The sequence below is a fragment of the Nonomuraea sp. NPDC005692 genome, assembly GCF_040631115.1.
In the GTDB taxonomy this organism is placed as follows: Bacteria; Actinomycetota; Actinomycetes; order Streptosporangiales; family Streptosporangiaceae; genus Nonomuraea.
In genome coordinates this window covers 22,610-46,201 of sequence record NZ_JBEXYU010000018.1, presented here as the reverse complement: position 1 = coordinate 46,201, position 23,592 = coordinate 22,610, and the positions used below count along the sequence as shown (strand labels likewise).

Sequence of the window (23,592 nt, the reverse complement as noted above, 5' to 3'; positions counted from 1 at the left end):
TCGCTCCTCACTCGCGCGGGCCGCCGGCCGGGTGTCGGTGCACCTCGGGCGGGCGATGACTGGCCTACCCCGCCGCCGCCACCGCCCAAACGCCTCAGATCATCGTCGCCATCACCTGCTCGACGCTGCTGACCTCGGGAAACTCGATGAGCCACCAGGTCGCGCCCGCGTCCTCGTACGGGCCGGGATGCACCCCCGGCGGCACGCCGACCGCGACCTCGAAGCCCTCGAGCCCGCCCCGGTGCTCGGCGACGACGGCCAGCATCTCCCGCAGCCCGATCGGGGTGGTCTCGGGACAGAGACCGTCGAAGCGGGCGGCGCGGCGGAGCGGGCCCTGCTTGACCGACTGGGCGGCGACCCAGACGGGGATCCGCGGCCGCTGCACGGGCTGCGGCTGGAACGCCAGGTCGTCGACGCGGTAGTGGCGGCCCCGGTGGCGGACGGGCAGGCCGGTCCAGAGCCGGCAGATGACGTCGAGGCCCTCGTCGAGCATCTCCGCCCGGACGCGGGGGTCGCCGGTCTCCCCGAGCCTGCTCAGCTCCCCGCCGTTGTCCGAACCCAGCCCGACGCCGAGCACCATCCGCCCGCCGCTGAGGTGGTCGAGGGCGGCGGCCTGCCTGGCCACCTCGTACGGCCTGCGCCGCGACAGCGGCGTGACCCTGGTGCCGATCCGGATGCGCTCGGTGGCGGCGGCGATCGCGGCCAGGGCGATCCAGGCGTCGCAGACGGCCAGCCCGGGGCTCAGCGGGCGCACGACGTGGTCCCACAGGAAGACGCCGTCGAACCCGGCGTCCTCGGCGCGGGCGGCCAGGTCGGCGAGCACCCGCGGATCGGCCAGCTCCCCGAACGGCGGCAGGTACAGCGCGCGGCGCATCACAGCAGGCCCTTCAGGTGCGGCGCGGTACGGCTGCGCGGGCTGGCGGCGACCTGGGCCGGCGTGCCCGCGGCCACCACCGTGCCGCCGGCCGAGCCGCCGCCCGGCCCGAGGTCGATGACGTGGTCGGCGGTCGCCACCACCCGCATGTCGTGCTCGGCGACCACGACCGTGCCGCCGCCGCCGACCAGGTCGTGCAGCCGGTCCATGAGCACGTCGGTGTCGTGCGGGTGCAGGCCGGTGGACGGCTCGTCGAGCAGGTAGATCGTGGACTCGGCGCGGCGGCCCTGCAGCTCGGCGGCGAGCTTGATGCGCTGGGCCTCGCCGCCCGACAGCTCGGTGGCGGGCTGCCCGAGCCGCAGGTAGCCGAGCCCGACCTCGTGCAGCGTCTCCAGCGGGCGGCGTACGGCCGGGACGTCGCCGAAGAAGCCGGTGGCCTCGTCGACCGTCGTCTCCAGGATCTGGGCGATCGTGCGGTCGCGGTAGGTCACCCGCAGTGTGTCGGGGTTGTAGCGGGCGCCGCCGCAGTCGGGGCAGGGCGCGTACGTCGTGGGCAGGAACAGCAGCTCGACCGCGACGTAGCCCTCGCCCTGGCAGGTCTCGCAGCGTCCGCCGGGCACGTTGAAGGAGAACCGGGCCGGGCCGTAGCCGTGGGAACGCGCGCCGTCGGTGGCGGCGAACAGCTTGCGCACCGTGTCGAACAGGCCGGTGTAGGTGGCCAGGTTGGAGCGCGGGGTACGGCCGATGGGCTGCTGGTTCACCCAGACCACCCGCCGCTCCCCGGCGGCGGCCTCGGCGACGGCCGCCAGCAGGCTGCTCTTGCCCGCCCCCGACACCCCGGTGACGGCGGTGAACACGCCCAGCGGCACGTCGACGTCCACGTCCCGCAGGTTGTTGCGGGTGAGCCCGCGCAGCTCCAGCCGGCCCGTCGGCCGGTGCGCCGGTCGTTCCGGCACGACGGTGTGGAACAGGTAGCGGCGGGTCACCGACCCGGCGACCTCGCGCAGCCCGGGAACCGGCCCGCTGTACAGGACGCGCCCGCCGTCGCCGCCCGCGCCGGGGCCGACGTCCACCACCCAGTCGGCCTGGCGCACGACGTCCATGTCGTGCTCGACCAGGCAGACGGTGTTGCCGGTGTCGCGCAGGCGGCGCAGGAGGTCCGACAGCGCGGCGGAGTCGGCAGGGTGCAGGCCGGCCGAGGGCTCGTCCAGCACGTACACGACGCCGAACAGCCCGGCGCGCAGCTGGGTGGCCAGCCGGATGCGCTGCAGCTCGCCGCTGGACAGGGTCGGCGCGGGCCGGGCGACGCTCAGGTAGCCCAGCCCCAGCTCGTCCAGCACGTCGATGCGGTCGAGGATGTCGCGGGTGAGCGCCCCCGCCGGTCCTGGTTCGTCCCGGTGCGGGCCGAGCACGCCGGCCAGTTCGCCCATCGGCATCGCGGCCAGCTCGACGACGGTGCGGCCCGCGTACGTGACCGCCAGCGCCTCGGGACGCAGCCGCCGCCCGCCGCAGAGCGGGCAGGTGCGGGCGGTCATGAACCGTTCGGCGCGCAGGCGGCTCTTCTCGCTGGCCGAGGACGCGTACGCCTTGAGCACCAGCCGCCGGGCGCTGGCGTACTTGCCCTGGTAGGGGCGGTGGATCCGGGCCGCCTCGCGTACGGGATGGACGGTGACCACCGGCTCCTCGTCGGTGAACAGGATCCAGTCGCGCTGCTCCCGCGGCAGGCTGCGCCAGGGCGCGTGGATGTCGTAGCCGAGCGTCGCCAGGATGTCGCGCTGGTTCTTGCCCTGCCAGGCGCCCGGCCACGAGGCGATCGCGCCCTCCGCGATGCTCAGCGACGGGTCGGGCACCAGCGACTCCTCGGTGACCTCGTGCAACACCCCCTGCCCCTGGCACTGCGGGCAGGCGCCGGCGACGGTGTTGGGCGAGAACGCGTCCGAGTCCAGGCGCGGCGCGCCCGCCGGGTAGGCGCCGGCGCGGGACATCAGCATGCGCAGCGAGTTGGAGACCCGGCTCAGCGTGCCGACCGTGGACCGCGCGGACGGCGTGGAACGCCGCTGGCCGAGCGCGACCGCGGGCGGCAGGCCGGTGATGTCGTCGACGTCGGGCATCGGCAGTTGCTGCAGCAGCCGCCGCGCGTAGGGCGCGACCGACTCCAGGTACCGGTGCTGCGACTCGGCGAAGATCGTGCCGAACGCCAGCGACGACTTGCCCGACCCGGAGACCCCCGTGAACGCCACGAGCGCGTCGCGCGGGATCGCCACGTCGACGTCCCGCAGGTTGTGCACGCGCGCGCCGCGCACCCGGATGCCGCTGACCGCCTCATCTTCCACTCTGCGCAATCTACCCATCGCCCGCCGTGCCACCGCCGGACGGCTACCGTGGCGCGATCAGGCCGCCCGCAGCGGGCGCAGTGCCGAGCCCCAGGCGAGGACCTGGTCGAGGACGGCGTTCAGCCGGTCCTCGTGGGCGGCGGCGGGACGGAAGCCGTCGGCGAAGTCGGTGTGGATCGACAGCCCGACCTGGTTGGCCACGGTGGCCACCCTGAGCAGGCCCAGCACGTGCCGCAGGTGGGCGATGGCCCGGGGCGCGCCGTCCACACCGTAGCCGACGAACCCCGCCGCCTTGTCGGCCCACTCCGCGTACAGGAAGTCGAGGGCGTTCTTGAGCGCGCCCGGGTAGGAGTTGTTGTACTCCGGGGTCACGATCACGAACGCGTCCAGCGCCGACACCGTGGCCGACCAGCGCCTGGTGTGCTCGTGCCGGTAGTTGCCCATGGCGGGGTGCTCGGGTTCGTCCAGGTTGCCCAGGTCGTAGTCCTTCAGGTCGATGAGCTGGTACTCGGCGTCGCCCCGCTTGGCCGCCAGATCGCGGACCCAGTGGGCCACCGCCTCGCCGTTGCGGCCAGGACGGGTGCTGCCGAGGATGATGCCTACCTTGAGCATGTCCCTCTCCCTCAGTTCGGTTACGGAAACCAACCGTAGGGAGAGCGGCTGAGATACTGAATGCGCTGCTATCCACCATTTATACGCGAGCGTCTCAGCGTTTAGACTCAGCTCCCATGGACGTGCTGAGCGACGTGATGGCCTTCATGCGGTGCGGGCGCCCCACCTCCTCCCGCATCTCCTGGCGGGCGCCCTGGGGGGTGGCGTTCCGCTCGGTGCCGGGGTCGGCGGGTTTCCAGGTGGTGCTGCGCGGCTCGTGCTGGCTGATCCCGCCGGACGGCGAGCCCGTTCCGCTCAGTGTGGGCGACGTGGTGTTCCTGCCGCACGGCGACGACTTCGGGCTGGCCGACGATCCCGCCCGCCCGCTGGCCGAGGCCGACTGCGAGCCGCACTCGGAGCTGTTCGCGTCGGCCGGCTTCGGCGGCACGGGTGCCGAGACGGTGGTCCTGTCCTGCGGCTACCGGCTCGACCTCGACCGGACCCACCCGATCCTGGGCTCGCTGCCCGGCGTGATCCACCTGCCCGCGACGCTCGGCAGCCGTCCGGAGCTGCGGGCCGCCGTCGAGCTGCTGGCCGCCGAGATCGACGGCCCGCGGCCCGGCACCGACACCGTCGTGTCGTCCCTGCTCGACATGTTGCAGCTGTACGTCCTGCGGGCCTACTTCGAGACCCAGGACGAGCCCTGCACGGTCTCCGGCTGGGCCGCCGCGCTGGCCGACCCCGTCGTCGGCCGCGCGCTCGACGCGATCCACCGCGACCCGGCCCGCCGCTGGACCGTCGAGTCGCTCGGCGCGCACGCGGGCATGTCCAGGGCCGGCTTCGCCCGCCGATTCACGGGGCTGGTGGGGCAGCCGCCGCTGGCGTACCTGACGTGGTGGCGGCTGATGAGCGCCGCCCGCCTGCTGCGCGAGTCCGACGCGCCGGTGGCGCGGGTGGCCGAGCAGGTGGGGTACGGGTCGGAGTTCGCCTTCGGCAACGCCTTCAAGCGCGAGTTCGGCGTCGCCCCCGGCCGCTACCGCCGGTCGGCGGCCTGATCCCCGGCCCCCGCGAGCCGGCCGGTCAGGGCCCCCACCGTTCCTGGGCGTACTGCCGGCGGACGCCGGCCGACTCCCCGATCCGGGTCCAGGAACGGCCGTCCTTGCGGGCCGCGCGCACGGCGGCGTCCAGGTGGCCCTGGGCCCGGCGCACGGCCTCGGCGGCCTGGCGGACGGCGACCAGGCTCGGCGGGTCGAGGTGGGTCTCCCACTCCGCGCGGATCGCGACGGCCACGTCGTCGGGGGCGGCGCCGGACAGCAGGCACTCGCTCAGCGCGTAGATGCGCCGGGCCGCGAAGTCGTGGCGCATCTGGGCCACGCGTTCCCACAGCGGCCCCTGCCATCCGCAGGCGCAGTGGCCGCGCCAGCCGATCGCGGTGCGGCCGTCCACGACGTCGCCGCGGCCGTAGCCGATGCGGCCGTCGGAGCCGATCGGGTGCACCCTCGCCCCGCCGTCGGCCGGGCCGGTGGAGACCCGGCCGTCCGGGAAGACGGCGGCATCCCAGCCTTCATGGCGTCCGTCGTCGCCCTCCCACCACCTCATGGCACGCCCCCTCCAGAGATCGTCCGGATCAGTCGGCGCCTCCATGGTGGCAGGCGGCACCGGCCCTTGCGAGGGCCCGCGGATTACGGTGTCACGCTGGGGGAATATCGGCCCGGCACGGGAGCGCCGACTGGATCGGTCCACACGCTGACCAGGTCGTGCCTTCCGCCGGGGGCCCTCGTCCGGCCAGCCTGAATGGCATGATCAGCGCCCTCGTCGTCATCGACGTCCAGAACTCCTTCCTGCAGCTTCCCGACTGGCGGCACACCTCCAGGCCGGACATCGTCCCGCAGGTCAACCGCCTGGCCGCGGCCGCCAGGCAGGCCGGGGACGCGGTCGTGTGGGTGCTCGGGTCGCGGCCCGGCTCGGGCACGGTCTTCGATCCCGCCCGCGGGTTCGTCCAGCTGATGGACGGCCTGGAGCCCCTTCCGGACGAGCCCGTCCTCACCAAGTCGGCGCACAACGCCTTCACCACCACCAACCTCCACCAGTTCCTCACCCGGCGCGGCGTCAGGCGGCTGACCGTCTGCGGCATCCGGACCGAGCAGTGCTGCGAGACCACTGCGCGCCTGGCCTCGGACCTGGGCTTCGAGGTCGACTTCGCCATCGACGCCACCGCCACCACGCCGCTCCCCCACCGCGACGCGCCCGAGGACGTCCCCTTCGACGAGCTCGTGCGGGACCCGCGCACGCTCGGCGTGGACGAGATCCTCGCCCGTACCGAATACGCTCTGTCGGGCCGTTTCGCCACGATCAGGACCGTGGACGAGCTCACCGGGAGCTGAGGAGGAGCCGGTCATGTCCCGAGTCGTCTTCCTGCTCATCCCGCGGGTGCACCTCCTCGACGTGGCCGGGCCGGCCCAGGTGTTCTCCACCGCCGCCGACCTCGGCCGGCCGTACACCATCGACTACGTCGCCGAGGAGCGCGAGGTGGCCAGCGTGCAGGGGCTGACGCTGCACGCGCGGACCTCGTGGCCGTCCCTGACGCCCGACGACCTGATCGTCGTGCCGGGCTGGCGGGGGCCGGCCCGGCCGGCGAGCGGCGAGACGTTGCGCCGGCTGCGCGAACACCACGCGGCGGGCGGCACGGTGGCCAGCGTGTGCGCGGGGGCCGACGCGCTGGGCCGGGCCGGGCTGCTCGACGGCCGCCGGTGCACGACCCACCACACCGTCCAGGACGAGCTGGCCCGCCTCTACCCGCGGGCGAGCGTCGTCAGGGACGCGCTGTACGTCGAGGACGACCGGATCGTCACCTCGGCGGGCGTGGCCAGCGGCATCGACGTGGCGCTGCACCTGGTGACCACCCGGCACGGGCCGTACGCGGCGGGGCAGGTGGCCCGCGCGATGCTCGTGCACGCCCACCGCGACGGCACGGCGCAGCAGGTCAGCCCACTGCTGCGGCGGCGGTCGCACGTGGACGAGACGGTCCACCGCCTCCAGGACCTGATCGAGACCAGGTTCACCGAACGGCTGCCGCTGAGCCTGCTGGCCGAAGCCGTGGGATGCAGCGAGCGCACGGTGACCCGGCTGTTCCGGCGGGCGACCGGGCTCACCCCGCTGGCCTACCAGACCGCGCTGCGGCTGGAGCGGGCCGGACACCTGCTCGGCCGCGGCGCGACGGCCGAGGTCGCCGCGCGCGAGGTGGGCTTCGCCGACGCCCGGATGCTGCGCCGGCTGCGCACCCGCGCGACGGCGTCCTGACCGTCGGCGCGGCAGGTCAGGCGGCGGGTCAGAGCGAGGTGGTGCGGTAGCGGGAGCGGAACTCCGCCAGCAGCTCGTCGGTGATCCGCGCGCCCGCGGCGACGGCCGCGTGCACCTCGCGGAAGTACCCCTCGTAGCCCGAGGGCGTGTAGAGGCAGAGCGCGCGCACGGTGTCGTCACCGGCGTTCCTGAAGCCGTGCGGGGTGCCGCGCGTCGCCGCCAGCAGGTGGCCGGGGCCGACGGTCACCTCGCCCGCGCCGTCGTGCAGGGTCAGCTCGCCGTCGAGGACGTAGAAGTACTCGTCGTGGCCGTGGTGGACGTGCGGGCGCGCCCCGACGACGCCCGGGTCCAGCGTGAACTCCTCGAACGCGAACCGGTCCCCCGTGTGCTCCCCGGTCAGCCGGAAGAAGTGCCGGACGCCGGCGACGTCGATGAGCTCGCCCTCGGCGGGACGCCGGAGCAGAGGACGCGGTTCGGAGCTCTCGTTCGCGATCATGCCGGGCATTCTGCCATCCGAGGCAACGACGGCCCCCGCCCCTACGCGAAACGGCGAAAGGGGATAATCCGGATCATGGGAAAGACCTACGACCGGATCGACGGCCGGTTGCGCACGTTCATCGAGTCACAGCCCATCTTCTTCACGGCGACCGCCCCCCTGGCCGGCGACGGCACGGTCAACCTCTCGCCCAAGGGCCTGAAGGGCTCGTTCGCCGTCCTGGACGACCACACCGTGGCCTACCTCGACTTCGCCGGCAGCAACGCCGAGACCATCGCCCACCTGCGCGAGAACGGCCGCGTCACGCTGATGTGGTGCGCCTTCGACGGCCCGCCGAACATCGTGCGCGTGCACGGCCACGGCGAGCCGGTCTTCCGCGACGACCCTCGCTGGGCCGGGCTGCTGCGGCACTTCCCGGACATCGACCCGGCCCCGCACGGCCTGCGCGCGATCATCGTCGTGACCGCCCGGCTGATCCGCGACACCTGCGGGTACGCCGTCCCGTTCATGACCTACGACGCCGACCGCCCGCTGCACGGCTCCCGCTTCGCCCGCGAGGACGACGAGTCGCTCGACGCGTACTTCCACAAGAAGGAGCACGTGGCGACCAGCATCGACGGCCTTCCCGGGCTGCCGCTCCCGCTGCCCCAGCTCCCCCTCGACGACTGACCGGACGGACCGGCGTCACAGGACGGCGAGTGCCTTGGCGATGTTCCACTCGGCCAGGTCCAGCATCCAGCGCCGGTCGGGGAAGTCGGTCTCGGCGATGCGCAGCGGACCCTCGATCAGCGAGAGCACCTGCGCGTACCGGTAGAGCTCCAGCCGGTGGGGGTCGAGGGCGACCGGTCGCAGCGCCGGGTAGGCGTCCTCGAAGCGCATGTGCAGCCAGGCGTGCTCCCACTCGACGTCGAAGTAGGTCAGGCCCTCGAAGTCGATCATGACGGGTTCGCCCGCGGGCGTGACGAGCACGTGGTCCGGCCCGAGTTCGCCGTGCACGAGCCCGTACCGTTCGCGGGGGGCGACCGCGTCGCGCAGACGGCGTACGTGGGCGGCGATCCGGTCGTGCGCCCGGCCCATCCGGGCATCGCGGGTGGCGACGGCGGCGAGATGGGCGAGCGCGCGGTCCATGATGACGTCCTCGGCGGGCCGGGACGGCCGGGCCTGACCGTCGGCCAGGTGGGCGAGCTTGCCGTAGGACGGGCCGAGGGTGGCGTGCATGCGGCGCAGGGCGTCGCCGAGCGCGGCCAGCGGCCCGGCGGCGGCGGCCGGGTCGCGTTCCATCAGGGCCTCCAGCGTCGTGGCGCCCGCGTCCTCGACCAGGGCGAGTGCGGCGCCGAGGTGGCGGCCGCCGGGGTCGAGCGCCAGCAGCCGGGGGACCCGCACGCCGGCCGCGGTCAGGGCGGCGTGGCCGGCGGCGAACAGGTCCGCTCCCGACGCGTCGGTGAAGGGGTCGTCCTCGACCGCCGGGGACGGCGGCCAGTAGTTCTCGCCGGCCGCCCAGACGTAGAGGATCACGCTGGTCGCGTCGTCCAGCCGGAGCCGGTAGACGCCCTTCTTGCTGCCGCCGGTCAGCCGGTCGAGCGCGGCCGGCCGCCGGTCGGCGCCGAACTGCTCGGCGACCAGGTCGCGTACGTCGTCGGGCCGCAGGAACGTTCTGGTCATGATCGTTTTTCTATCACTCCCGGGGTTCGCGCGTTGAAAACAAAACTCCAAACTGGTTTTATAGATTCAGTCCGCCGGGGAGGTCCCGGCGGTTCCCCCTCAAGGAGCGACGATGAAGCTCACCCAGGCCGCGGCGGCCACGTTCGGACTCGACGACGAGGCATGGAAGCGGCACGCCAACCCGTGGAGCGTGTGGACCCGGATGGCCGGGCTGGCGCCCATCCTGCTGCCGATCTACTTCCGCGAGGCGCTCGGCTGGTGGGCCCTGGCCCCGATCGCGGCGGGCGTGATCTGGATGTGGCTCAACCCTCACGCGTTCCGGCCGGTCCACGAGCCGCGCAGCTGGGCCTCGAAGGGCATCTACGGCGAGAAGCTGTACGCCGCCGACCACTCGCCGGCCGCCGCGGCGCACCGCCAGACGATCCGCCGGCTGCTCGCCATGGCCGCCGTCGGCCTGGGCGTCATGGCGTACGGGCTCGTCCGCGTCGAGCCGTGGCCGTCCGTCTTCGGCCTGACGCTCATCATCGTCTCCCAGCTGTGGCAGATCGACCGTTTCGTGGCCATCTACGAGGAGGGCCTGCGCCGCGCCGCCGTCGCGGGTTCGTGAAAACATCTGATCGGCATAACTGGTCGTGCAGGAAGGTTGTCCCCGATGCCGCCCGCGTTCACCGCAGAGGAGAAGGCCCGCATCACCGCCCTGTTGCTGGCGAACGGCGAGAAGCTGTTCACCGGCCAGGGGCTGCGCAAGACCTCCCTGGAGGAGCTGATGGCCCCCACGGGGGTGGCCAAGAGCAGCTTCTACGTCTTCTTCGACTCCAAGGAGGCGCTGTACCTGGAGCTGATGCTGCGCCAGACCGGTGAGGTGCGGCGCCGGGTCATCGACGGCGCGCTGATGAGCGCCGACGACCCGCGCGAGGCGCTGCGCCGGTTCCTGCACGCCACCGTCGAGGAGTTGTCGGTCAACCCCCTGTGGCGCCGGCTGATGACCCATCCGGAGGAGATGCAGGCGGTGGCCCGCAAGCTCGACCCCGAACGGGTCGCCGCGATGTCCGGCAGCCCGGCCGCCGCCCTCACCGAGTACGTCACCGCCCGCCGGGCCGCGGGCGAGCTGGTCGACGCGGAGCCCGCCGTCATCATCGGCGTGCTGCAGTGCGTGCTGCTGGTGCCGATGTTCGCCGAGCGGCTCGGCGACCCGGCCCTGCACTCCGGGATCATCGACCTGCTCATCGACATCGTCGCCGCGGGGCTGGCCCGTCCCGGCGGCTGACCTCCCGGCGGACGGCCTCCCGGGGGTGGAGATATCTACAGGGAGAGTCGAGAGTCAGCCGCAATGGCGGCCGCCGCGCGATCGGCGAGGCTCCTGGGCATGGCATACACCGCAACCACGGCAATCCCCCACCTGGCCGGCGGCCGTCGAAGATACGCCTGGCCGGCGGCGGGGATCGTGCTCGGACTGTTCGGTACGAACAGCGAGTGGTCGATCCCGCCGGCCGGGTGGCTGTTCTCCATCGGGCTCATGCGCTTCACCCGGAGCTCGGGCGGGCCGGCCGGGCTGGCCGTGCTGCGGCGGGCCGCGTACCGGGGCTGACCATGGGATATCCGGAGGAAGGTGCGATGATGCCACGGGCGCGGAACGGGAAGACGCGGACGACAGGGAGACGAGGAGTGAAGGCGAGACTCGCGACGCCGGTGCTGGCGCTGGCCATGATCGGGCTGTCGGTGGCCGGCGTCGTCGCGGCCGTCCTGGTCGTCATCAGCGCGCTGCCGGCGGTGGCCGGCCTGGGCCGGTGGGTGTTCCCGCCGGCGGTGTCGCTGCTGCGCACGGTCGCCGGCGCGGCCCGGCGGCTGGCGGGCCGGCTCGGCGTGCGCGTCGAGCGTCCCTACGGCCCGGGGACGGACGCGTCCGCGCTGCTGAAGGACCCGGCGACCTGGCGGGACGTGCTGTGGGGCGTCCTCGACCCGCTCATGGGCACGTGGGCGTCCGCGCTGGCGCTCGGCATGCCGCTCTACGGCCTGTACGGCGTGGCGGTGCAGCCGTTCGTGTGGCGGGCCAACCTGCGGGCCGGCGGTGCGAACGCCTACGGCGTCATCCACGTCACCTCGACGGCCGCCGCGCTGGCGGCGATCCCGGTCGGGCTCGCGCTCATCGCGCTCGGCCTGTACATCGGCCCCGCGCTGCTGCGCCTGCGCGCCCGGTGGGCCGGCGCGCTGCTCGGGCCGTCGCGCACGGCCTCGCTGGAGCAGCGGGTCGAGACGCTGGTGGAGACGCGCGCCGGCAGCGTGGACGCCCAGGCCGCCGAGCTGCGCAGGATCGAGCGCGACCTGCACGACGGCGCGCAGGCCCGGCTGGTCGCCCTGGGCATGGGCCTGGGCCACGCCGAGCGGCTGTTCGACGAGGACCCGGAGACGGCCCGCGCCCTGCTGGCCACGGCCCGAGAGTCCTCCTCCAAGGCCCTGGACGAGCTGCGCGACCTGGTACGCGGCGTGCATCCGCCGGTCCTGGCCGACCGCGGCCTCGCCGACGCGATCCGGGCCCTGGCGCTGGACTGCCTGCTCGACGTCGAGGTCACCACCGACCTGGCCGGACGGCCCGCGCCGCCGGTGGAGTCGGCCGTCTACTTCGCCGTCAACGAGCTGCTCGCCAACACCAGCAAGCACGCCGGCGCCGCGACGGTCCAGATCACGCTGGGCTACCGGCACGGGATACTGAGCTGCGACGTCGTGGACGACGGCGGCGGCGGCGTCGATCCGGCCGACGGCACCGGGCTGCGCGGCATCCAGAGCCGGCTGGCCGTCTTCGACGGGACGATCGCCGTCGACAGCCCGCCCGGCGGGCCCACCCGGGTGCGTCTGGAGGTGCCGTGCGCGATCAGGTCCGAGTAGTCGTCGCCGAGGACCTGTTCCTCATCCGGGACGCGCTGGTCCGCATGCTGACCGAGCACGGCTTCACGGTCGTGGCCGCCGTCGACAACGGGCCGTCGCTGCGCAAGGCGCTGGCCGAGGAGCGGCCGGACGTGGCGGTCGTCGACGTGCGGCTGCCGCCGTCGTTCACCGACGAGGGGCTGCAGGCCGCGATCCAGGCGCGCCGCGACCGGCCCGGCTTCCCGGTGCTGGTGCTGTCGCAGTACGTGGAGCAGCTCTACGCCCGCGAGCTGCTGGCCGACGGCGCGGGGGCGGTCGGCTACCTGCTGAAGGACAGGGTGGCCAACACCGGGCAGTTCATCGACGCGGTCACCTCGGTGAGCCGGGGCGGCACGGCGATGGACGCGCAGGTCATCGCCAAGCTGCTGACCCGCGGCGACGCGCGTGGCCGCACCGGCGAGCTGAGCCCGCGCGAGCGGGAGGTGCTGAGCCTGATCGCCGCCGGGCGGTCCAACACGGCGATCGCGCACCAGCTCGTGATCTCCGCCAGCGCGGTCAACAAGCACATCTCCAGCATCTTCGGCAAGCTCCAGCTGCCCGAGTCCGAGGACGACAACCGCCGGGTCCTGGCCGTCCTCGCCTATCTCAACCGCTGACCGCGCCGCGGCGGGCGTAGTCGCCGATGGCGGGCCGCAGCAGGTCGTAGGCCTGCCGCGCGGTGCGGGCGAGGGCCGCGAAGATCTGCTCGGACTCCTCTCCCGCGAGGACCCGGCGCTGGGCCTCGTCGAACAGCAGCCGCTCCACCGCGGCGAGCGCGGCGGCCACCAGGCGGGGCGTGAGGCCGGGGTCGCCGGTCTCCTCGGCCAGGAGGGCGGCGAGCTTGGCCTCGGCCTGGTCGTGCAGCTGGCGCAGGCGGGCCCGCAGCACCGGCGTGTCGCGTACCATCCGCTGCCAGTCGGCGCCCGCGTCGGGGATCGCGCCGTCGCGGCGGCGCAGCCGTTCGTCGTAGTCGCGGTGGGCGGCCTCCAGGGCCGACTCGCCGGGCTCGCGCCGCGACACGGCCCCGGCCAGGCCGTCGACCACCTCCTCGTGCCGGTCGAGGATGAGGTCCTCCTTCAGCGGGAAGTGGTTGGTGACGGTCATCTTGGCCACGCCGGCGGCGGCCGCGACGTCGGCGATGGTGACGTCGTCGTAGCCGCGCTCCAGGAACAGGCCGGTCGCGACATCGGAGATGAGCTGCCGGGTCTGGTGTTTCTGGCGTTCCCGCAAGCCCTTGGATCGTTCGGTCACGAGCTGCCGCCCTTCCGCGCGTTCATTAGGTTTGACCTAGTGAATAGGTCGGACCTAGTGTTTGGAGTCGTCCTAGTCAATCGATCCTAAGGGTGTTCGATGACCACCACCTCTGCGGCCGGGGCCGCGCGCGACCGGCTCGATCCGCACCTGCTGCGCATGGGGATCGTCCTGATCGCGGCCCCGATCCTGGCCACCATCGACGCCACCGCCGTGGGCATCGCGGCCGACGCGATGGCGGCGCACTTCCGCACGTCGCTGACCGACGTGCAGTGGGTGGCGGCCGGCTACCTGCTCGCGATCGCGGTGGTCATGCCCCTGTCGGGCTGGCTGAGCCGGCGGTTCGGGGCCAAGCGCACGTGGATGGCCGCCGTGGCGGTCTTCACGGCCGGTTCGGCCCTGTGCGGCCTGGCCTGGTCACTGCCGGCCCTCATCGCCTTCCGGCTCGTGCAGGCCGTCGGCGGCGGGCTGATGAACCCCGTCGGCCAGGCGATCCTGGCCCAGGCGGCCGGGCCGTCCAGGATCGGCCGGGCCATGAGCGTGCTGACGATCCCCGTCATGTTCGCCCCGGTGCTCGGGCCGATCGTGGGCGGCCTGGTCGTCCAGCAGCTCGACTGGCGCTGGATCTTCTACCTCAACCTGCCCGTCTGCCTGCTCGTCCTGCCGGTGGCCGCCCGCGTACTGAACCGGGACGAGGCCAGGCCCGACAACGCGCCCAGGCTCGACCTCCTCGGCCTGGCGCTGCTCTCACCCGGCCTGGCGGCGGTGGTCTACGGGCTGACCTCGGCGGGCGGGCGCGAGGGGGCGTGGACGCCGGCCATGCTGATCGGCGTGGGGCTGGCGCTGGTCGCGGGCTACCTCGTGCACGCACTAGGCACCCGCCGTCAGCCGCTGATCGACGTACGGCTGTTCGCCAGGGGCGGTTTCACCGCGGCCTGCGTGGCGTTGTTCCTGCTCGGGGCCTCGCTCTACAGCTCCATGATCCTGCTGCCGCTGTTCTTCCAGCACGACCGGCACGCCGACACGCTCTCCACGGGCCTGCTGCTCACCCCGCAGGCGCTCGGGGCCGCCGTCGGCTCGTTCGCCGCCGGACGGCTGGCCGACCGCCACGGCCCGCGCGCCGTCGTGACCGGCGGGCTCGTGCTCTCACTGACCGGGCTGCTCGCCTTCACCCAGGCCCCCGCCCGTCCGGACACCTGGCTGCTGACCCTCTGCCTGGTCCTGTACGGCCTGGGCATCGGCGGCGTCTCCGCGCCCACCATGGCCGCGGCCTACGCCTCGGTCGACAGGGAGCAGACGCCGGGCGCCGCCGGCGCGCTGAACGTCGTCAACCGGCTCGGCGGCTCGCTGGGCACCGCCATCCTCACGACCGTCCTGGACAGCGGGCTGCGCCAGGGCGCGGGCCCGGCGCACGCCTACGGCACCGCGTTCTGGTGGGCCTTCGGACTGTGCCTGGTCACTCTGCTCCCGGTGGCCTTCTTCCGCCCGGCGCACCGTGGTGGTCGGCCAGCCGGGTGAGCAGGTCGACCAGGCGCTCGCGGTCGGCGGGGGGCAGCGGGGCGAGGAACTCGTCCTGGGCGCGGGCCAGCAGGCGGTCGAGCTCGGCCAGCCGGCGGCGGCCCTCCGCCGTGATGGTGACGATGTTGCGGCGGCGGTCCCCCGGGTCGGGCGCACGTTCGACGAGGGCGCGCCCGGCCAGGTCGTTGACGGTCGCCACCATGTCGCTGCGGTCGATGCCGGTACGCCGGCCGAGCGCCGCCTGGCTCGCGGGGCCGTACTCCTCCAGCGCGGCGAGCAGCGCGTAGTGGTAGCGCCGGACCTCGGCCTGGGCGAACGCCTGGTCCACAATCCGGTTGGCGGTCAGCGCCGCGTGGTTGGTCAGCCTGCTCGGCAGCGCGCGCAGCCGCTCCGGCAGCTTCCCCTCTGGGGTGTTCACAGAGGCAATCTAACAAGTCATTGGCACCACCCACGATTGTCTGTATTGTTGGCCAAACCAACGTTGGCCCAACCAACTATCAGGTGAGGTGCAACATGTCTGAGACCGATGTCCGGACCGGCCTGCCGCACGACGTGGCGGCACTGGCCGCGCTGATCCGGGGCCGCACGCTCCAGCCGGGCGACGAGGGCTTCGCGGACGCCTGCTCCGGCTGGCTGCTGACGGTCGAGCACCGGCCCGCGGTGGTCGTGGTCGCCGCCGACGCCGGCGACGTGGTCACCGCCGTCACGTACGCGGCCCGGACGGGACGCGCGGTCGCGGTGCAGTCGACCGGGCACGGCAAGTCGCTGCCCGCCGACGGAGCCGTCCTCATCGCCACCGGCGAGCTGCGCGAGCTGTCGGTGGACCCGGACGCCGGCACCGCGCGGATCGGCGCGGGCCTGCGCTGGGGCGAGGTGGTCGCCGCGGCGGCCCCCCACGGGCTCGCGCCGCTGTGCGGGTCGTCCGCCGAGGTCGGGGTGATGGGCTTCCTGACCGGGGGCGGGCTCCCGCTGGCCGCCCGCACGTACGGGTTCGCCGCCGACCGCGTCCGCTCGCTCGACGTCGTCACCGCCGACGGCCGGCTGCGGACCGTCTCGCCCGGCGCGGAGCCCGACCTGTTCTGGGCGGTACGCGGCGGCAAGGGCAACTTCGGCGTCGTCGTCGCGGCCGAGATCGAGCTGCTGCCGCTGCGTACGGTCTACGGCGGCGAGCTGTACTACCCGGGCGAGGACCCCGGGCACACCGCCCACGTCCTGCGCTCCTATCTGGCCTGGGCGAAGGAGCAGCCGGAGGAGATGTCGTCCTCCGTGACGCTGGTGCGTTTCCCCGACGCGCCGCAGTTGCCGCGGGAGTTCCGCGGCCGCTCGATGGTGCAGGTCCGGACGGTGTACGTCGGGGACGAGGAGCGGGGCGCCCGGCTGGTGCAGCCGTTGCGCGAGCTCGGCCCGGAGAAGGACACCTGCGCGGCCATGCCGTACACCCGGATCACCGAGATCTACCAGGATCCCCGTCACCCGGTCTCGGCGCACCTGCGCAGCGCGCTGCTGCGCGAGCTGGACGACGACGCCGCCGCGGAGCTGGCCTCGTTCATCGACCCCGCGCGGACGCGGGGCCCGTTCCCCGGCATCCAGCTGCGTCACCTGGGCGGGGCGCTGGACCGGCCGCCCGCCCGCCCGCACGCGGCCGGCACCCGGGGCGCGGCCTTCCTGCTGTGGATGCGGCTGCCGGCCCCGCCCGGCCAGGCCGAGACGGCGCGCGCGGCCGCCGACGAGGTGCTGGACCGGCTGCGGCGCTGGGACACCGGCGCCATGCTGCCGGGGTTCATGTTCGACCACGACGCGACCCCGGACCGGGTCAGGCGGGCCTACTCCGAGGCGGACCACCGGCGGCTGTCCGCGCTCAAGGCCCGGTACGACCCGGACCGGCTGTTCCGCGTCAACCACAACATCGCCCCGGCCGCGCGGTGAGGCGGCGCCGGCCAGGAGGGGTCCGGGCCGGCGCCGTCCGGCCGGGTCACACCGGCCGGAAGTACCACAACTGCTGGCCCGCGTACTCGTCGCAGGTCCACTGCTGGATGTTGGCGCCGTTGTGCGTCCAGCCGTGGTCGACGTCGAGGCACTTGCCGCTCTTCTGGTTCTCCAGGAAGTAGAAGGTGTTCCACCACGCGTCGGTGTAGGCGTACTTCCAGCGCCACATCTGCTGCGGGACGTTCACGCACTCCCACTGCTTCACGTTCGCGCCGTCGAAGGTGTAGCCGTTGTCGACGTCCAGGCACTTGCCGCTGTGCTGGGCGCGCAGGAAGAACCACTCGCTCCCGGGGGCCACCCGCTGGTACTGCCAGTGCTGCTGCGGGACGTTGACGCACTCCCACTGCTTCACGTTGGCGCCGTCGAAGGTGTAGCCGTTGTCGACGTCCACGCATTTCTCCGGCGCGGGGAAGCGCCGGCGGATCTCGAACAGGTAGGACCAGGGCTCGGCGAGCGTTCGCCCGCGGGCCGCCACGGCCCCGGAGGCCGGGGCCGCCGCCGACCACAGGGGCACGGCGACCGACACGACCATGATCACGGCCAGCAGCCCCCGGCGGCCGATCCGTCGAAGATGTACGCCCTTGCGCACCGCATGCTCCTTTCCGCCGTTCCGTCCCTTGCAGGGTGCGCCGCCGGCGGCCGGAGGGCATGAGTACCGCCCTACTCAGGTGAGCGGGATGCGGCGGCGGGCTGGCCATCGAGGGGTGGGAGCGTCCATGATCGGCTCATGCTCAGCACCAGTGAGGGCGCGCCGATGAGCGCCTACGTGACCCGCCGGCCACTGCTCGCCGGCGCCAACCCGTACGTCACCCTCTACGACGGCGACGTCCCCACCGGGTACGCCTCCCTGTGGCAGGTCGACTGGTCCACGCACGGCGCCGGCGCGGTGATGGTGGTGTGGACGCCCGCCGGCCTGCGCGTCGTGAGCGACGACCCCGAGCTCGGGACGTGGATCGAGGAGCACTTCGTCCGGCACTTCGACGAGGCCGCCGCGCTGCCGTCCTGGCCCGTCGCGCGGGTGCAGCAGGCCGCCGTGGACCTGCGCGTGGACCCCGTCACGGGCGCCCACGCCAGCGCGGCCGGCCTGGCGGTCAGCATCACCGGGCCGCTGGACGCCAGGCCGTTCTCGATGGCCGACTTCCCGCTGCTGGGCGTCAGCCACGGGCTGTCGATGCAGATCATCCCGTGCGAGCACGCCTCGATCACCGTGGACGGCGTCCCCGTGCCGGGCCGGCCGGCCGTCACGCGGCCCGGCGGCCGGCCCGTCTCCTCGGCCATCACCACCGTCCACGAGGCGTGGAGCAGGTGAGACCGGACGCCGCCTAGGGCAGGGGGGTGCCCGCGGTGACCTTCTCCGCCCAGGCGAGCTGGCCGCGCAGCCGGGTGGAGGCGCCGCCCTCGTGCCCGTTGAACGGGTGCACGACGATCTCGGCGGGCCCGGCGTAGGCGTTGAACGCGGCGTAGACCGTCGAGGGCGGGCACGTCTGGTCCATCAGGCCGACGGAGAACAGCGCGGGGGCCGTGGCCCTGGCCGCGTGGTTGACGCCGTCGAAGTAGGACAGGGTGTCGAAGGCGCGGTCCACGGCGTGCCGGTTGGCGGCGCAGAACCGGGTGATCTCGGCGTACGGCTCGGTGCCGACCAGTTCCACGCCCCGCCGGAAGTGGCACAGGAACGGCACGTCGACGAGCGCGCCCGCCACGTCCCGGCGCAGGCCCGCGACGGCCAGCGCGAGGCCGCCGCCCTGGCTGCCGCCGGCCACCAGGATCCGGGCCGGGTCGATCGCCGGATGGGCGCGGGCCGCCTCGACGGCCAGCACCGCGTCGGTGTAGAGCCTGCGGTAGTAGTAGCCGTCACGGTCGGGCAGGCCGTGGGTCAGCATGCCCTGGGTCGCGCCGGCGGGGTCGGGGGTGGCCCCGGCGTGCTCGGCCGACAGCAGGCCCTGCCCCCTGCTGTCCATGACGAGCGTGGCGTACCCGGCGGCGGGCCAGGTCAGCCACGAGTACGGCTCGCCCCTGCCCCGCCCGTAACCCAGGTACTGCACGACGCAGGGCACCGGCAAGGCGGCGGCGGGCAGCACCAGCCAGCAGCGGATGGGGGCGCCGCCGTACCCCGCGAAGGTGACGTCGAACACCTCCACCAGCGGCAGGCCCGCGTCCACCGGCGTGAAAACGGGGGCGGCCGGGGCGTGGGCGTCGAGGGTGGACGCCCAGAAGTCGTCGAAGTCGTCCGGGCAGGGCACGGCGGGACGGTAGGCGACGAGCTCGTCGAGCGGCAGGTCGAACAGCGGCATGAGTTCTCCTCGGGGTCCTGGGTGGGCGTCAGTTCTTGACGGTGACCGCGACGCCGAACCTCTCCTGGACGTCCCAGATGCGCGGAATCTGGTACGGGTAGGTCATCGGGCTGTCGGTGACCACCCAGACGCCGAAGTTCATGATCGCGATGACGCTCTGGTGCTTCTTGGCCAGGTCGTAGTAGACGCGCTGGACGGCCTCGATCTTCTCGTCGGTGTCGTACGGGCCGGTGTAGCGGGCGACCGCGGTCGGCGGGAACAGGTAGGTGCGCTTGGTGCCGCCGGTCATCCGTTCGAGGGTGGTGAGCAGGCCGTCGAGCCTGGCCTCGTCGGCCGCGTAGTCGTCCACGCCGATCCAGTCGACCTCGGCGGGGATGAGGGTGGAGGGCTTCACGTCCCCGCTGGCCAGGGTCAGCATGATCGGGTACGGCCCGAAGCCCTTGCCCGGCGCCATCGACTCCTTGACGGCCGTGGCCATGGTCTGCAGGTCGGCGTTGGTGACGCCGTAGATCTGCGGCTCGTCCTTGAGGTAGATCGCCCCGATCCGGTCCTTGTACGGCTTGACCAGCTCGACGAACGCCTTCCAGCGCTTGAGCGAGGCGTCGATCGGGCACACGCCGTTGCCCTTGCAGGTCTCCGGCGGGAAGAACTCCTCGCCGACGTACAGGGCGCAGGAGCGGGGCGGGCAGCCGGCCAGGTCGGAGGTCCGGTAGCCGCTGCCGGGGACGTCCCAGTCCGGGGAGACGCTGATCCAGTGCAGGTTGGCGAAGCCGGTGACCTCGGGCAGGTGGTTGCCCCAGCTGCTCAGGGCGTCGGTGGCGAAGTAGCCGTAGTACTCCACGTTCGGGTAGAGGTCGACGCGGCTGACCGTCAGGTCGTCGGCGGTGCTGACCTGCTTGTCGTTGCTGACGTACGCGCCGAGGTAGAGGTAGGGCTTGGCGATCGGGGTGCCGAGGCCGGTGGTGCGGGTGACGCCGTTGACCGTGACGGTGACCGACGGGTCGGCCTTGGACGCCCCCGTCACCGCGATGGTCACGTGGAAGCCGTCGCCCGCGCGGGTGGTCTTCAGCGTGCTGGTCCACAGGGCGTTGCCGGCGCGGAAGAGCTGCACCTCGCCGTTGCGCGCCACGGTCAGGCCCAGTTGCACGTCGCCGTTGGCCACGTAGCCGCTGGAGTCCCGGTTCCGGGACAACATGATCGAGCTCCAGTCGCCGTCGGTGCCGCGCAGCTTGGGGTCGGGGTCCACCGTCACCGACACGGTGTAGGCGTCGTCCTGGCCGGGCGTGACGGGGGCGTCCAGGCGGACCGCCGAGCGGCGCAGCGCGAAGGCCAGTTTGCCCGGGTAGTCGGGGTGGTTGACCTGCGAGTAGTACGGCGGCGGCTGGTCGAAGGACTGCCAGTCGCCCGAGACGCGGGTGTAGGCCGAGGTGCCGAGCGGCGGCTGCCGTTTGGCGAGCGCGTCGTTCAGGCCGTAGCCGGGTTCGGTGTCCTGGGCGTCGTCGAAGGTGTCGGCGAAGCGGGACAGGCGGCTGACGGTCAGGTCGTCGGCGGTGCTGACCTGCTTGTCGTTGCTGACGTACGCGCCGAGGTAGAGGTAGGGCTTGGCGATCGGGGTGCCGAGGCCGGTGGTGCGGGTGACGCCGTTGACCGTGACGGTGACCGACGGGTCGGCCTTCGACGCGCCGGAGACCGCGATGGTGACATGGAAGCCGTCGCCCGCGCGGGTGGTCTTCAGCGTGCCGCTCCACAGGGCGTTGCCGGCGCGGAAGAGCTGCACCTCGCCGTTGCGCGCCACGGTCAGCCCGAGCTGGACGTCCGCGCTGGTGACGTACCCGGTCGAGGACGGGCTGCGCGACAACATGACCGAGCTCCAGTCGCCGTCGATGCCGCGCAGCTCGGGGTCGGGGTCCACCGTCACCGAGACGGTGTAGGCGTCGTCCTGGTCCTGGGCGAGGGGGGCGTCCAGGCGGACGGCCGAGCGGGCCAGGGCGAAGACCAGCTTGCCCGGGTGGTCGGGATGGTTGACCTGGGAGTAGTACGGCTCGGGCGGGGTGGCGGTGGTCCACGAGCCGGACACGCGGGTGTAGGTGACGCCGCGCGCGCCGCCGCTCTGCCGGGCTCCGAGCGAGTCGTTGAGGCCGTAGGTGGGGTGGGTGTCGCGGGCGTGCTCGAAGGTGTCGGTGAGCTGCGGCGTCACAGCGGCGGTCGCCGGGGTGGGCTGGGCCGTCAGGCCGGAGGCGAGCAGGGCGAGGCATAACAGGGTGCGTTTCATCGGAGCGCCTTTCGCAGGTCGTGGCGGGCGAGGCGGGCCGCGGCCAGGGCGCCGTCGCCCGCGTGACTGATCGGGGCCGCGGGCCAGCGGGCGGCGGCCTGCCGCCGTACGGTCGCGGCGAGCGGGGATCCGGCTGCCAGCAGGCCGCCGCCCAGGACCAGGGGCGTGCGCTCCCCCGGCTCCCGGACGGCGGCGAGGGTGGCCAGCAGGTGGGCGGCGGCGCGGGCCAGGATGCCGGCGGCGTCGGGGTCGTCCTGGAGTGCCAGGTGGGTCACCACGGGGGCCAGCGCCGCCATGGCGGCGACGGGGGCGGCGTGCACGGCCTCGATCACCTTCCCGGCCACGGCCCGGTCCGCAACGAGTCCGCCGGTGAGCTGCACCAGCACAGCCGCGGCCAGCGGCGAGAGGCCGGTGGAGGACGCGGAGGAGGTGGAGGGCGTGCAGGAGGTAGAGGGCGGAAGGGCGGTGGAGGTGGGGAGAGGGGCTGAGGGCGGAAGGGCGGTGGAGGTGGGCGGGGAGGCTGAGGGCGGCAGGGGCGTGGAGGCGGCGAGGTCGATGGCGCGTAGGGTGTGGCGGATGGCTTGGCGGCCGATCCACACGCCGGAGCCGAGGTCGCCGAGCAGCCAGCCGTGCCCGTCGGCGCAGCGGACCGTACGCCCGCCGGTGATCCGGCAGGCGGCGGCGCCCGTCCCGCAGACCAGGACGGAGCCGGAGTCCGGCCAGGAGGCGGGCTCCGGCCCGACGCCGAGCCTTTGCTCAGTGCCAACGACCGGCCCGGGGGCGGGCCTTTGACCGGTGCCAAGGGCCGGCCCGAGGCCGGGCCTTTGCTCGGTGCCGAGGGCCGGGGCGAGGCCGGGCCTTTGACCGGTGCCAGGGGCCGGGTCCGTTCCGGCGGCGAAGGCGAGTTCGACGTCGCTGATCAGCCGGGGCACGCTGCCGAGCCCGAGCCGGGCCCAGAGCCGGTCGAAGTCGGCGGCGTACCGGCCCATGCCGCCGGCCAGCCCGATCACCCCGGCCCGTACGCGGCCCGGGTCGAGCCCGGTCAGCGCCTCACACACGGTCGCGCCGACCCTTTCCACGGCCGCCGCCCCGTGGGCGACCGGGTTGCCGCCCTCGCCCGACGCCCTGGCCAGCACCGTGCCGTCCAGGTCGGCGACCAGGGCGCGGGTGGTGGTGCCGCCCACGTCGAGGCCGAGGACGAGGCTCATTTGACCGCCCCCTCGGTCATGCCGGCCTGGATGTGCCGGTGGAAGGCGACGTAAACAGCCAGCATGGGCAGGATCGACAGGCTGAGCGCGGCGAACAGGGCTCCCCAGTCGGCGCTGTAGCCGGTGGCGGTGGAGATGTCGGCGATGCCCTGGGTGAGCACCCATTTGTCCCGGGCGTTGCCGCTGAGCAGGATCAGCGGCAACTGGTACTGGTTCCACTGGCCCAGGACGTTGAAGACGGTGATGCCGGTCAGGGCGGGCCGCGCCATGGGCAGCATGACCTGGACGAACACCCGTGTGTGGGAGGCGCCGTCCATGAACGCCGCCTCGGCGACCGAGCCGGGCAGCGTCCTGAAGAAGGCCGTCAGGAAGAACACGGTGAACGGCAGCGAGTAGGCGATGTAGACCAGCACCAGCCCGCCGCGCGTGTCCAGCCCGATGAGCGGGCCGATCAGCGGGATCGAGCCGCTGTTCCTGACCACGAAGAACAGCGGGGTCAGCGCCAGGTAGACCGGGAAGGCCATGCCGGAGACGAACAGCAGGTACACCGCGCCGCTGCCGCGGAAGGGGTAGCGGGCCAGCACGTACGCGGCCATCGAGCCCAGCACCATGGTGCCCGTCGTGGACAGCACCACGACGACCACCGTGTTGACCAGGTACGTGCCGATGTGCGCCTGCTCGAAGGCCCGGACCCAGTTGTCCGCCCGCAGCCGGGCGGGCAGCGTCCAGGCGGGCCCGAAGATCTCCGCGGTGTCCTTGAAGGAGGCCAGCAGGGTCCAGGCCATCGGGACGACCACCAGGACCGTCCAGAGGGCGAGCACCACGTGCGCCGACCGCCGGAGCCCGAGCTCGCGCCGGGCCGGGCTCGCGGCGCGCCGCCCCACGGCGGGACGGACGTCGACTGCCATC

The 23,592-nt window shown here is 73.5% G+C and carries 25 protein-coding genes; 12 read left to right on the top strand and 13 right to left on the bottom strand.

The annotated features are described in order from the left end of the window. Positions 1 to 94: 94 nt before the first annotated feature. From ABZ459_RS30955 to ABZ459_RS30945, 3 genes are read right to left on the bottom strand one after another with little or no spacing between them, the layout of a single operon-like run. Positions 95 to 874: an LLM class flavin-dependent oxidoreductase gene (locus ABZ459_RS30955; protein WP_357977730.1), complete on the bottom strand. Its 780-nt coding sequence runs from the start codon at positions 872 to 874 to the stop codon at positions 95 to 97. Next, positions 874 to 3,225, bottom strand: coding sequence for an excinuclease ABC subunit UvrA (locus ABZ459_RS30950; protein ID WP_357977727.1), 2,352 nt, complete (start codon positions 3,223 to 3,225; stop codon positions 874 to 876). Before ABZ459_RS30950 ends, ABZ459_RS30955 begins: the two co-directional genes overlap by 1 nt. 39 nt (positions 3,226 to 3,264) lie before the next feature. Further along, positions 3,265 to 3,819, bottom strand: coding sequence for an NAD(P)H-dependent oxidoreductase (locus ABZ459_RS30945; protein ID WP_357977724.1), 555 nt, complete (start codon positions 3,817 to 3,819; stop codon positions 3,265 to 3,267). 116 nt (positions 3,820 to 3,935) lie between these two features. Here ABZ459_RS30945 and ABZ459_RS30940 point away from each other — a divergent pair, with 116 nt between their 5' ends. Next, a complete protein-coding gene (locus tag ABZ459_RS30940; RefSeq protein ID WP_357977722.1) occupies positions 3,936 to 4,853 on the top strand; it encodes an AraC family transcriptional regulator in 918 nt (305 codons plus the stop codon). A 25-nt stretch (positions 4,854 to 4,878) separates the two neighbouring features. Here the strand turns inward: ABZ459_RS30940 and ABZ459_RS30935 are convergent, their stop codons facing one another. Next, positions 4,879 to 5,397 carry a hypothetical protein gene (locus tag ABZ459_RS30935; RefSeq protein ID WP_357977720.1) on the bottom strand — a complete coding sequence of 173 codons (519 nt, stop codon included), beginning with the start codon at positions 5,395 to 5,397 and terminating at the stop codon, positions 4,879 to 4,881. Between the two features lie 200 nt (positions 5,398 to 5,597). Between ABZ459_RS30935 and ABZ459_RS30930 the strand changes: the two genes are divergently transcribed. Together ABZ459_RS30930 and ABZ459_RS30925 are read left to right on the top strand one after the other, a co-directional pair. Then, positions 5,598 to 6,182 (top strand): isochorismatase family protein, encoded by a 585-nt coding sequence (locus ABZ459_RS30930; RefSeq protein ID WP_357977717.1) that lies wholly within the window; start codon positions 5,598 to 5,600, stop codon positions 6,180 to 6,182. Positions 6,183 to 6,195: 13 nt separating this feature from the next. Further along, entirely contained in the window at positions 6,196 to 7,098 is a 903-nt protein-coding gene (locus ABZ459_RS30925) for a DJ-1/PfpI family protein (protein WP_357977714.1), read from the top strand. Positions 7,099 to 7,126: 28 nt separating this feature from the next. On the opposite strand, the gene ABZ459_RS30920 is transcribed toward ABZ459_RS30925, so the two are convergent. Further along, entirely contained in the window at positions 7,127 to 7,594 is a 468-nt protein-coding gene (locus ABZ459_RS30920) for a cupin domain-containing protein (RefSeq protein ID WP_357977712.1), read from the bottom strand. Between the two features lie 75 nt (positions 7,595 to 7,669). On the opposite strand from ABZ459_RS30920, the gene ABZ459_RS30915 reads away from it, so the two are divergent. Beyond that, positions 7,670 to 8,263, top strand: a complete 594-nt coding sequence (locus ABZ459_RS30915) for a pyridoxamine 5'-phosphate oxidase family protein (protein ID WP_357977709.1) — start codon at positions 7,670 to 7,672, stop codon at positions 8,261 to 8,263. A gap of 15 nt (positions 8,264 to 8,278) precedes the next feature. Here ABZ459_RS30915 and ABZ459_RS30910 read toward each other — a convergent pair whose 3' ends face one another. Beyond that, on the bottom strand, positions 8,279 to 9,256 hold the full coding sequence (locus ABZ459_RS30910) for an aminoglycoside phosphotransferase family protein (protein ID WP_357977706.1): 978 nt from the start codon (positions 9,254 to 9,256) through the stop codon (positions 8,279 to 8,281). A 112-nt stretch (positions 9,257 to 9,368) separates the two neighbouring features. On the opposite strand from ABZ459_RS30910, the gene ABZ459_RS30905 reads away from it, so the two are divergent. The 5 genes from ABZ459_RS30905 (at position 9,369) to ABZ459_RS30885 (ending at position 12,774) form a co-directional block, all read left to right on the top strand. Further along, the gene (locus tag ABZ459_RS30905; protein ID WP_357977703.1) at positions 9,369 to 9,863 is read left to right on the top strand and encodes a DUF6653 family protein; all 495 of its coding nucleotides are present in this window, start codon (positions 9,369 to 9,371) and stop codon (positions 9,861 to 9,863) included. A gap of 45 nt (positions 9,864 to 9,908) precedes the next feature. Further along, the gene (locus ABZ459_RS30900; protein ID WP_357977700.1) at positions 9,909 to 10,523 is read left to right on the top strand and encodes a TetR/AcrR family transcriptional regulator; all 615 of its coding nucleotides are present in this window, start codon (positions 9,909 to 9,911) and stop codon (positions 10,521 to 10,523) included. Positions 10,524 to 10,700: 177 nt separating this feature from the next. Further along, entirely contained in the window at positions 10,701 to 10,844 is a 144-nt protein-coding gene (locus ABZ459_RS30895; protein ID WP_357977697.1) for a hypothetical protein, read from the top strand. A gap of 77 nt (positions 10,845 to 10,921) precedes the next feature. After that, a complete protein-coding gene (locus ABZ459_RS30890) occupies positions 10,922 to 12,139 on the top strand; it encodes a histidine kinase (RefSeq protein WP_357977694.1) in 1,218 nt (405 codons plus the stop codon). A 44-nt stretch (positions 12,140 to 12,183) separates the two neighbouring features. Next, the gene (locus tag ABZ459_RS30885) at positions 12,184 to 12,774 is read left to right on the top strand and encodes a response regulator transcription factor (protein WP_357978136.1); all 591 of its coding nucleotides are present in this window, start codon (positions 12,184 to 12,186) and stop codon (positions 12,772 to 12,774) included. Here ABZ459_RS30885 and ABZ459_RS30880 read toward each other — a convergent pair. Further along, positions 12,764 to 13,408, bottom strand: a complete 645-nt coding sequence (locus ABZ459_RS30880) for a TetR/AcrR family transcriptional regulator (RefSeq protein WP_357977691.1) — start codon at positions 13,406 to 13,408, stop codon at positions 12,764 to 12,766. The two genes, ABZ459_RS30885 and ABZ459_RS30880, sit on opposite strands and share 11 nt — an antisense overlap. A gap of 99 nt (positions 13,409 to 13,507) precedes the next feature. On the opposite strand from ABZ459_RS30880, the gene ABZ459_RS30875 reads away from it, so the two are divergent. Then, positions 13,508 to 14,926 (top strand): MDR family MFS transporter, encoded by a 1,419-nt coding sequence (locus ABZ459_RS30875; RefSeq protein ID WP_357977688.1) that lies wholly within the window; start codon positions 13,508 to 13,510, stop codon positions 14,924 to 14,926. Here ABZ459_RS30875 and ABZ459_RS30870 read toward each other — a convergent pair. After that, positions 14,865 to 15,344, bottom strand: coding sequence for a MarR family winged helix-turn-helix transcriptional regulator (locus ABZ459_RS30870; protein WP_357977685.1), 480 nt, complete (start codon positions 15,342 to 15,344; stop codon positions 14,865 to 14,867). The genes ABZ459_RS30875 and ABZ459_RS30870 overlap by 62 nt on opposite strands. A 95-nt stretch (positions 15,345 to 15,439) precedes the next feature. Between ABZ459_RS30870 and ABZ459_RS30865 the strand changes: the two genes are divergently transcribed. Then, positions 15,440 to 16,852 (top strand): FAD-binding oxidoreductase, encoded by a 1,413-nt coding sequence (locus ABZ459_RS30865; protein ID WP_357977682.1) that lies wholly within the window; start codon positions 15,440 to 15,442, stop codon positions 16,850 to 16,852. A 46-nt stretch (positions 16,853 to 16,898) separates the two neighbouring features. On the opposite strand, the gene ABZ459_RS30860 is transcribed toward ABZ459_RS30865, so the two are convergent. Continuing rightward, positions 16,899 to 17,501, bottom strand: coding sequence for an RICIN domain-containing protein (locus ABZ459_RS30860; protein ID WP_357977679.1), 603 nt, complete (start codon positions 17,499 to 17,501; stop codon positions 16,899 to 16,901). A 138-nt stretch (positions 17,502 to 17,639) separates the two neighbouring features. Between ABZ459_RS30860 and ABZ459_RS30855 the strand changes: the two genes are divergently transcribed. After that, a complete protein-coding gene (locus ABZ459_RS30855) occupies positions 17,640 to 18,221 on the top strand; it encodes a hypothetical protein (RefSeq protein WP_357977677.1) in 582 nt (193 codons plus the stop codon). A 13-nt stretch (positions 18,222 to 18,234) separates the two neighbouring features. On the opposite strand, the gene ABZ459_RS30850 is transcribed toward ABZ459_RS30855, so the two are convergent. From ABZ459_RS30850 to ABZ459_RS30835, 4 genes are read right to left on the bottom strand one after another with little or no spacing between them, the layout of a single operon-like run. Then, positions 18,235 to 19,203, bottom strand: coding sequence for an acetylxylan esterase (locus ABZ459_RS30850; RefSeq protein WP_357977674.1), 969 nt, complete (start codon positions 19,201 to 19,203; stop codon positions 18,235 to 18,237). Positions 19,204 to 19,231: 28 nt separating this feature from the next. Continuing rightward, on the bottom strand, positions 19,232 to 21,475 hold the full coding sequence (locus tag ABZ459_RS30845; protein WP_357977671.1) for a hypothetical protein: 2,244 nt from the start codon (positions 21,473 to 21,475) through the stop codon (positions 19,232 to 19,234). After that, entirely contained in the window at positions 21,472 to 22,683 is a 1,212-nt protein-coding gene (locus ABZ459_RS30840) for a BadF/BadG/BcrA/BcrD ATPase family protein (protein ID WP_357977668.1), read from the bottom strand. Before ABZ459_RS30840 ends, ABZ459_RS30845 begins: the two co-directional genes overlap by 4 nt. Beyond that, positions 22,680 to 23,591, bottom strand: coding sequence for a carbohydrate ABC transporter permease (locus ABZ459_RS30835; protein WP_357977665.1), 912 nt, complete (start codon positions 23,589 to 23,591; stop codon positions 22,680 to 22,682). Before ABZ459_RS30835 ends, ABZ459_RS30840 begins: the two co-directional genes overlap by 4 nt. Between the last annotated feature and the right edge of the window lies 1 nt (position 23,592).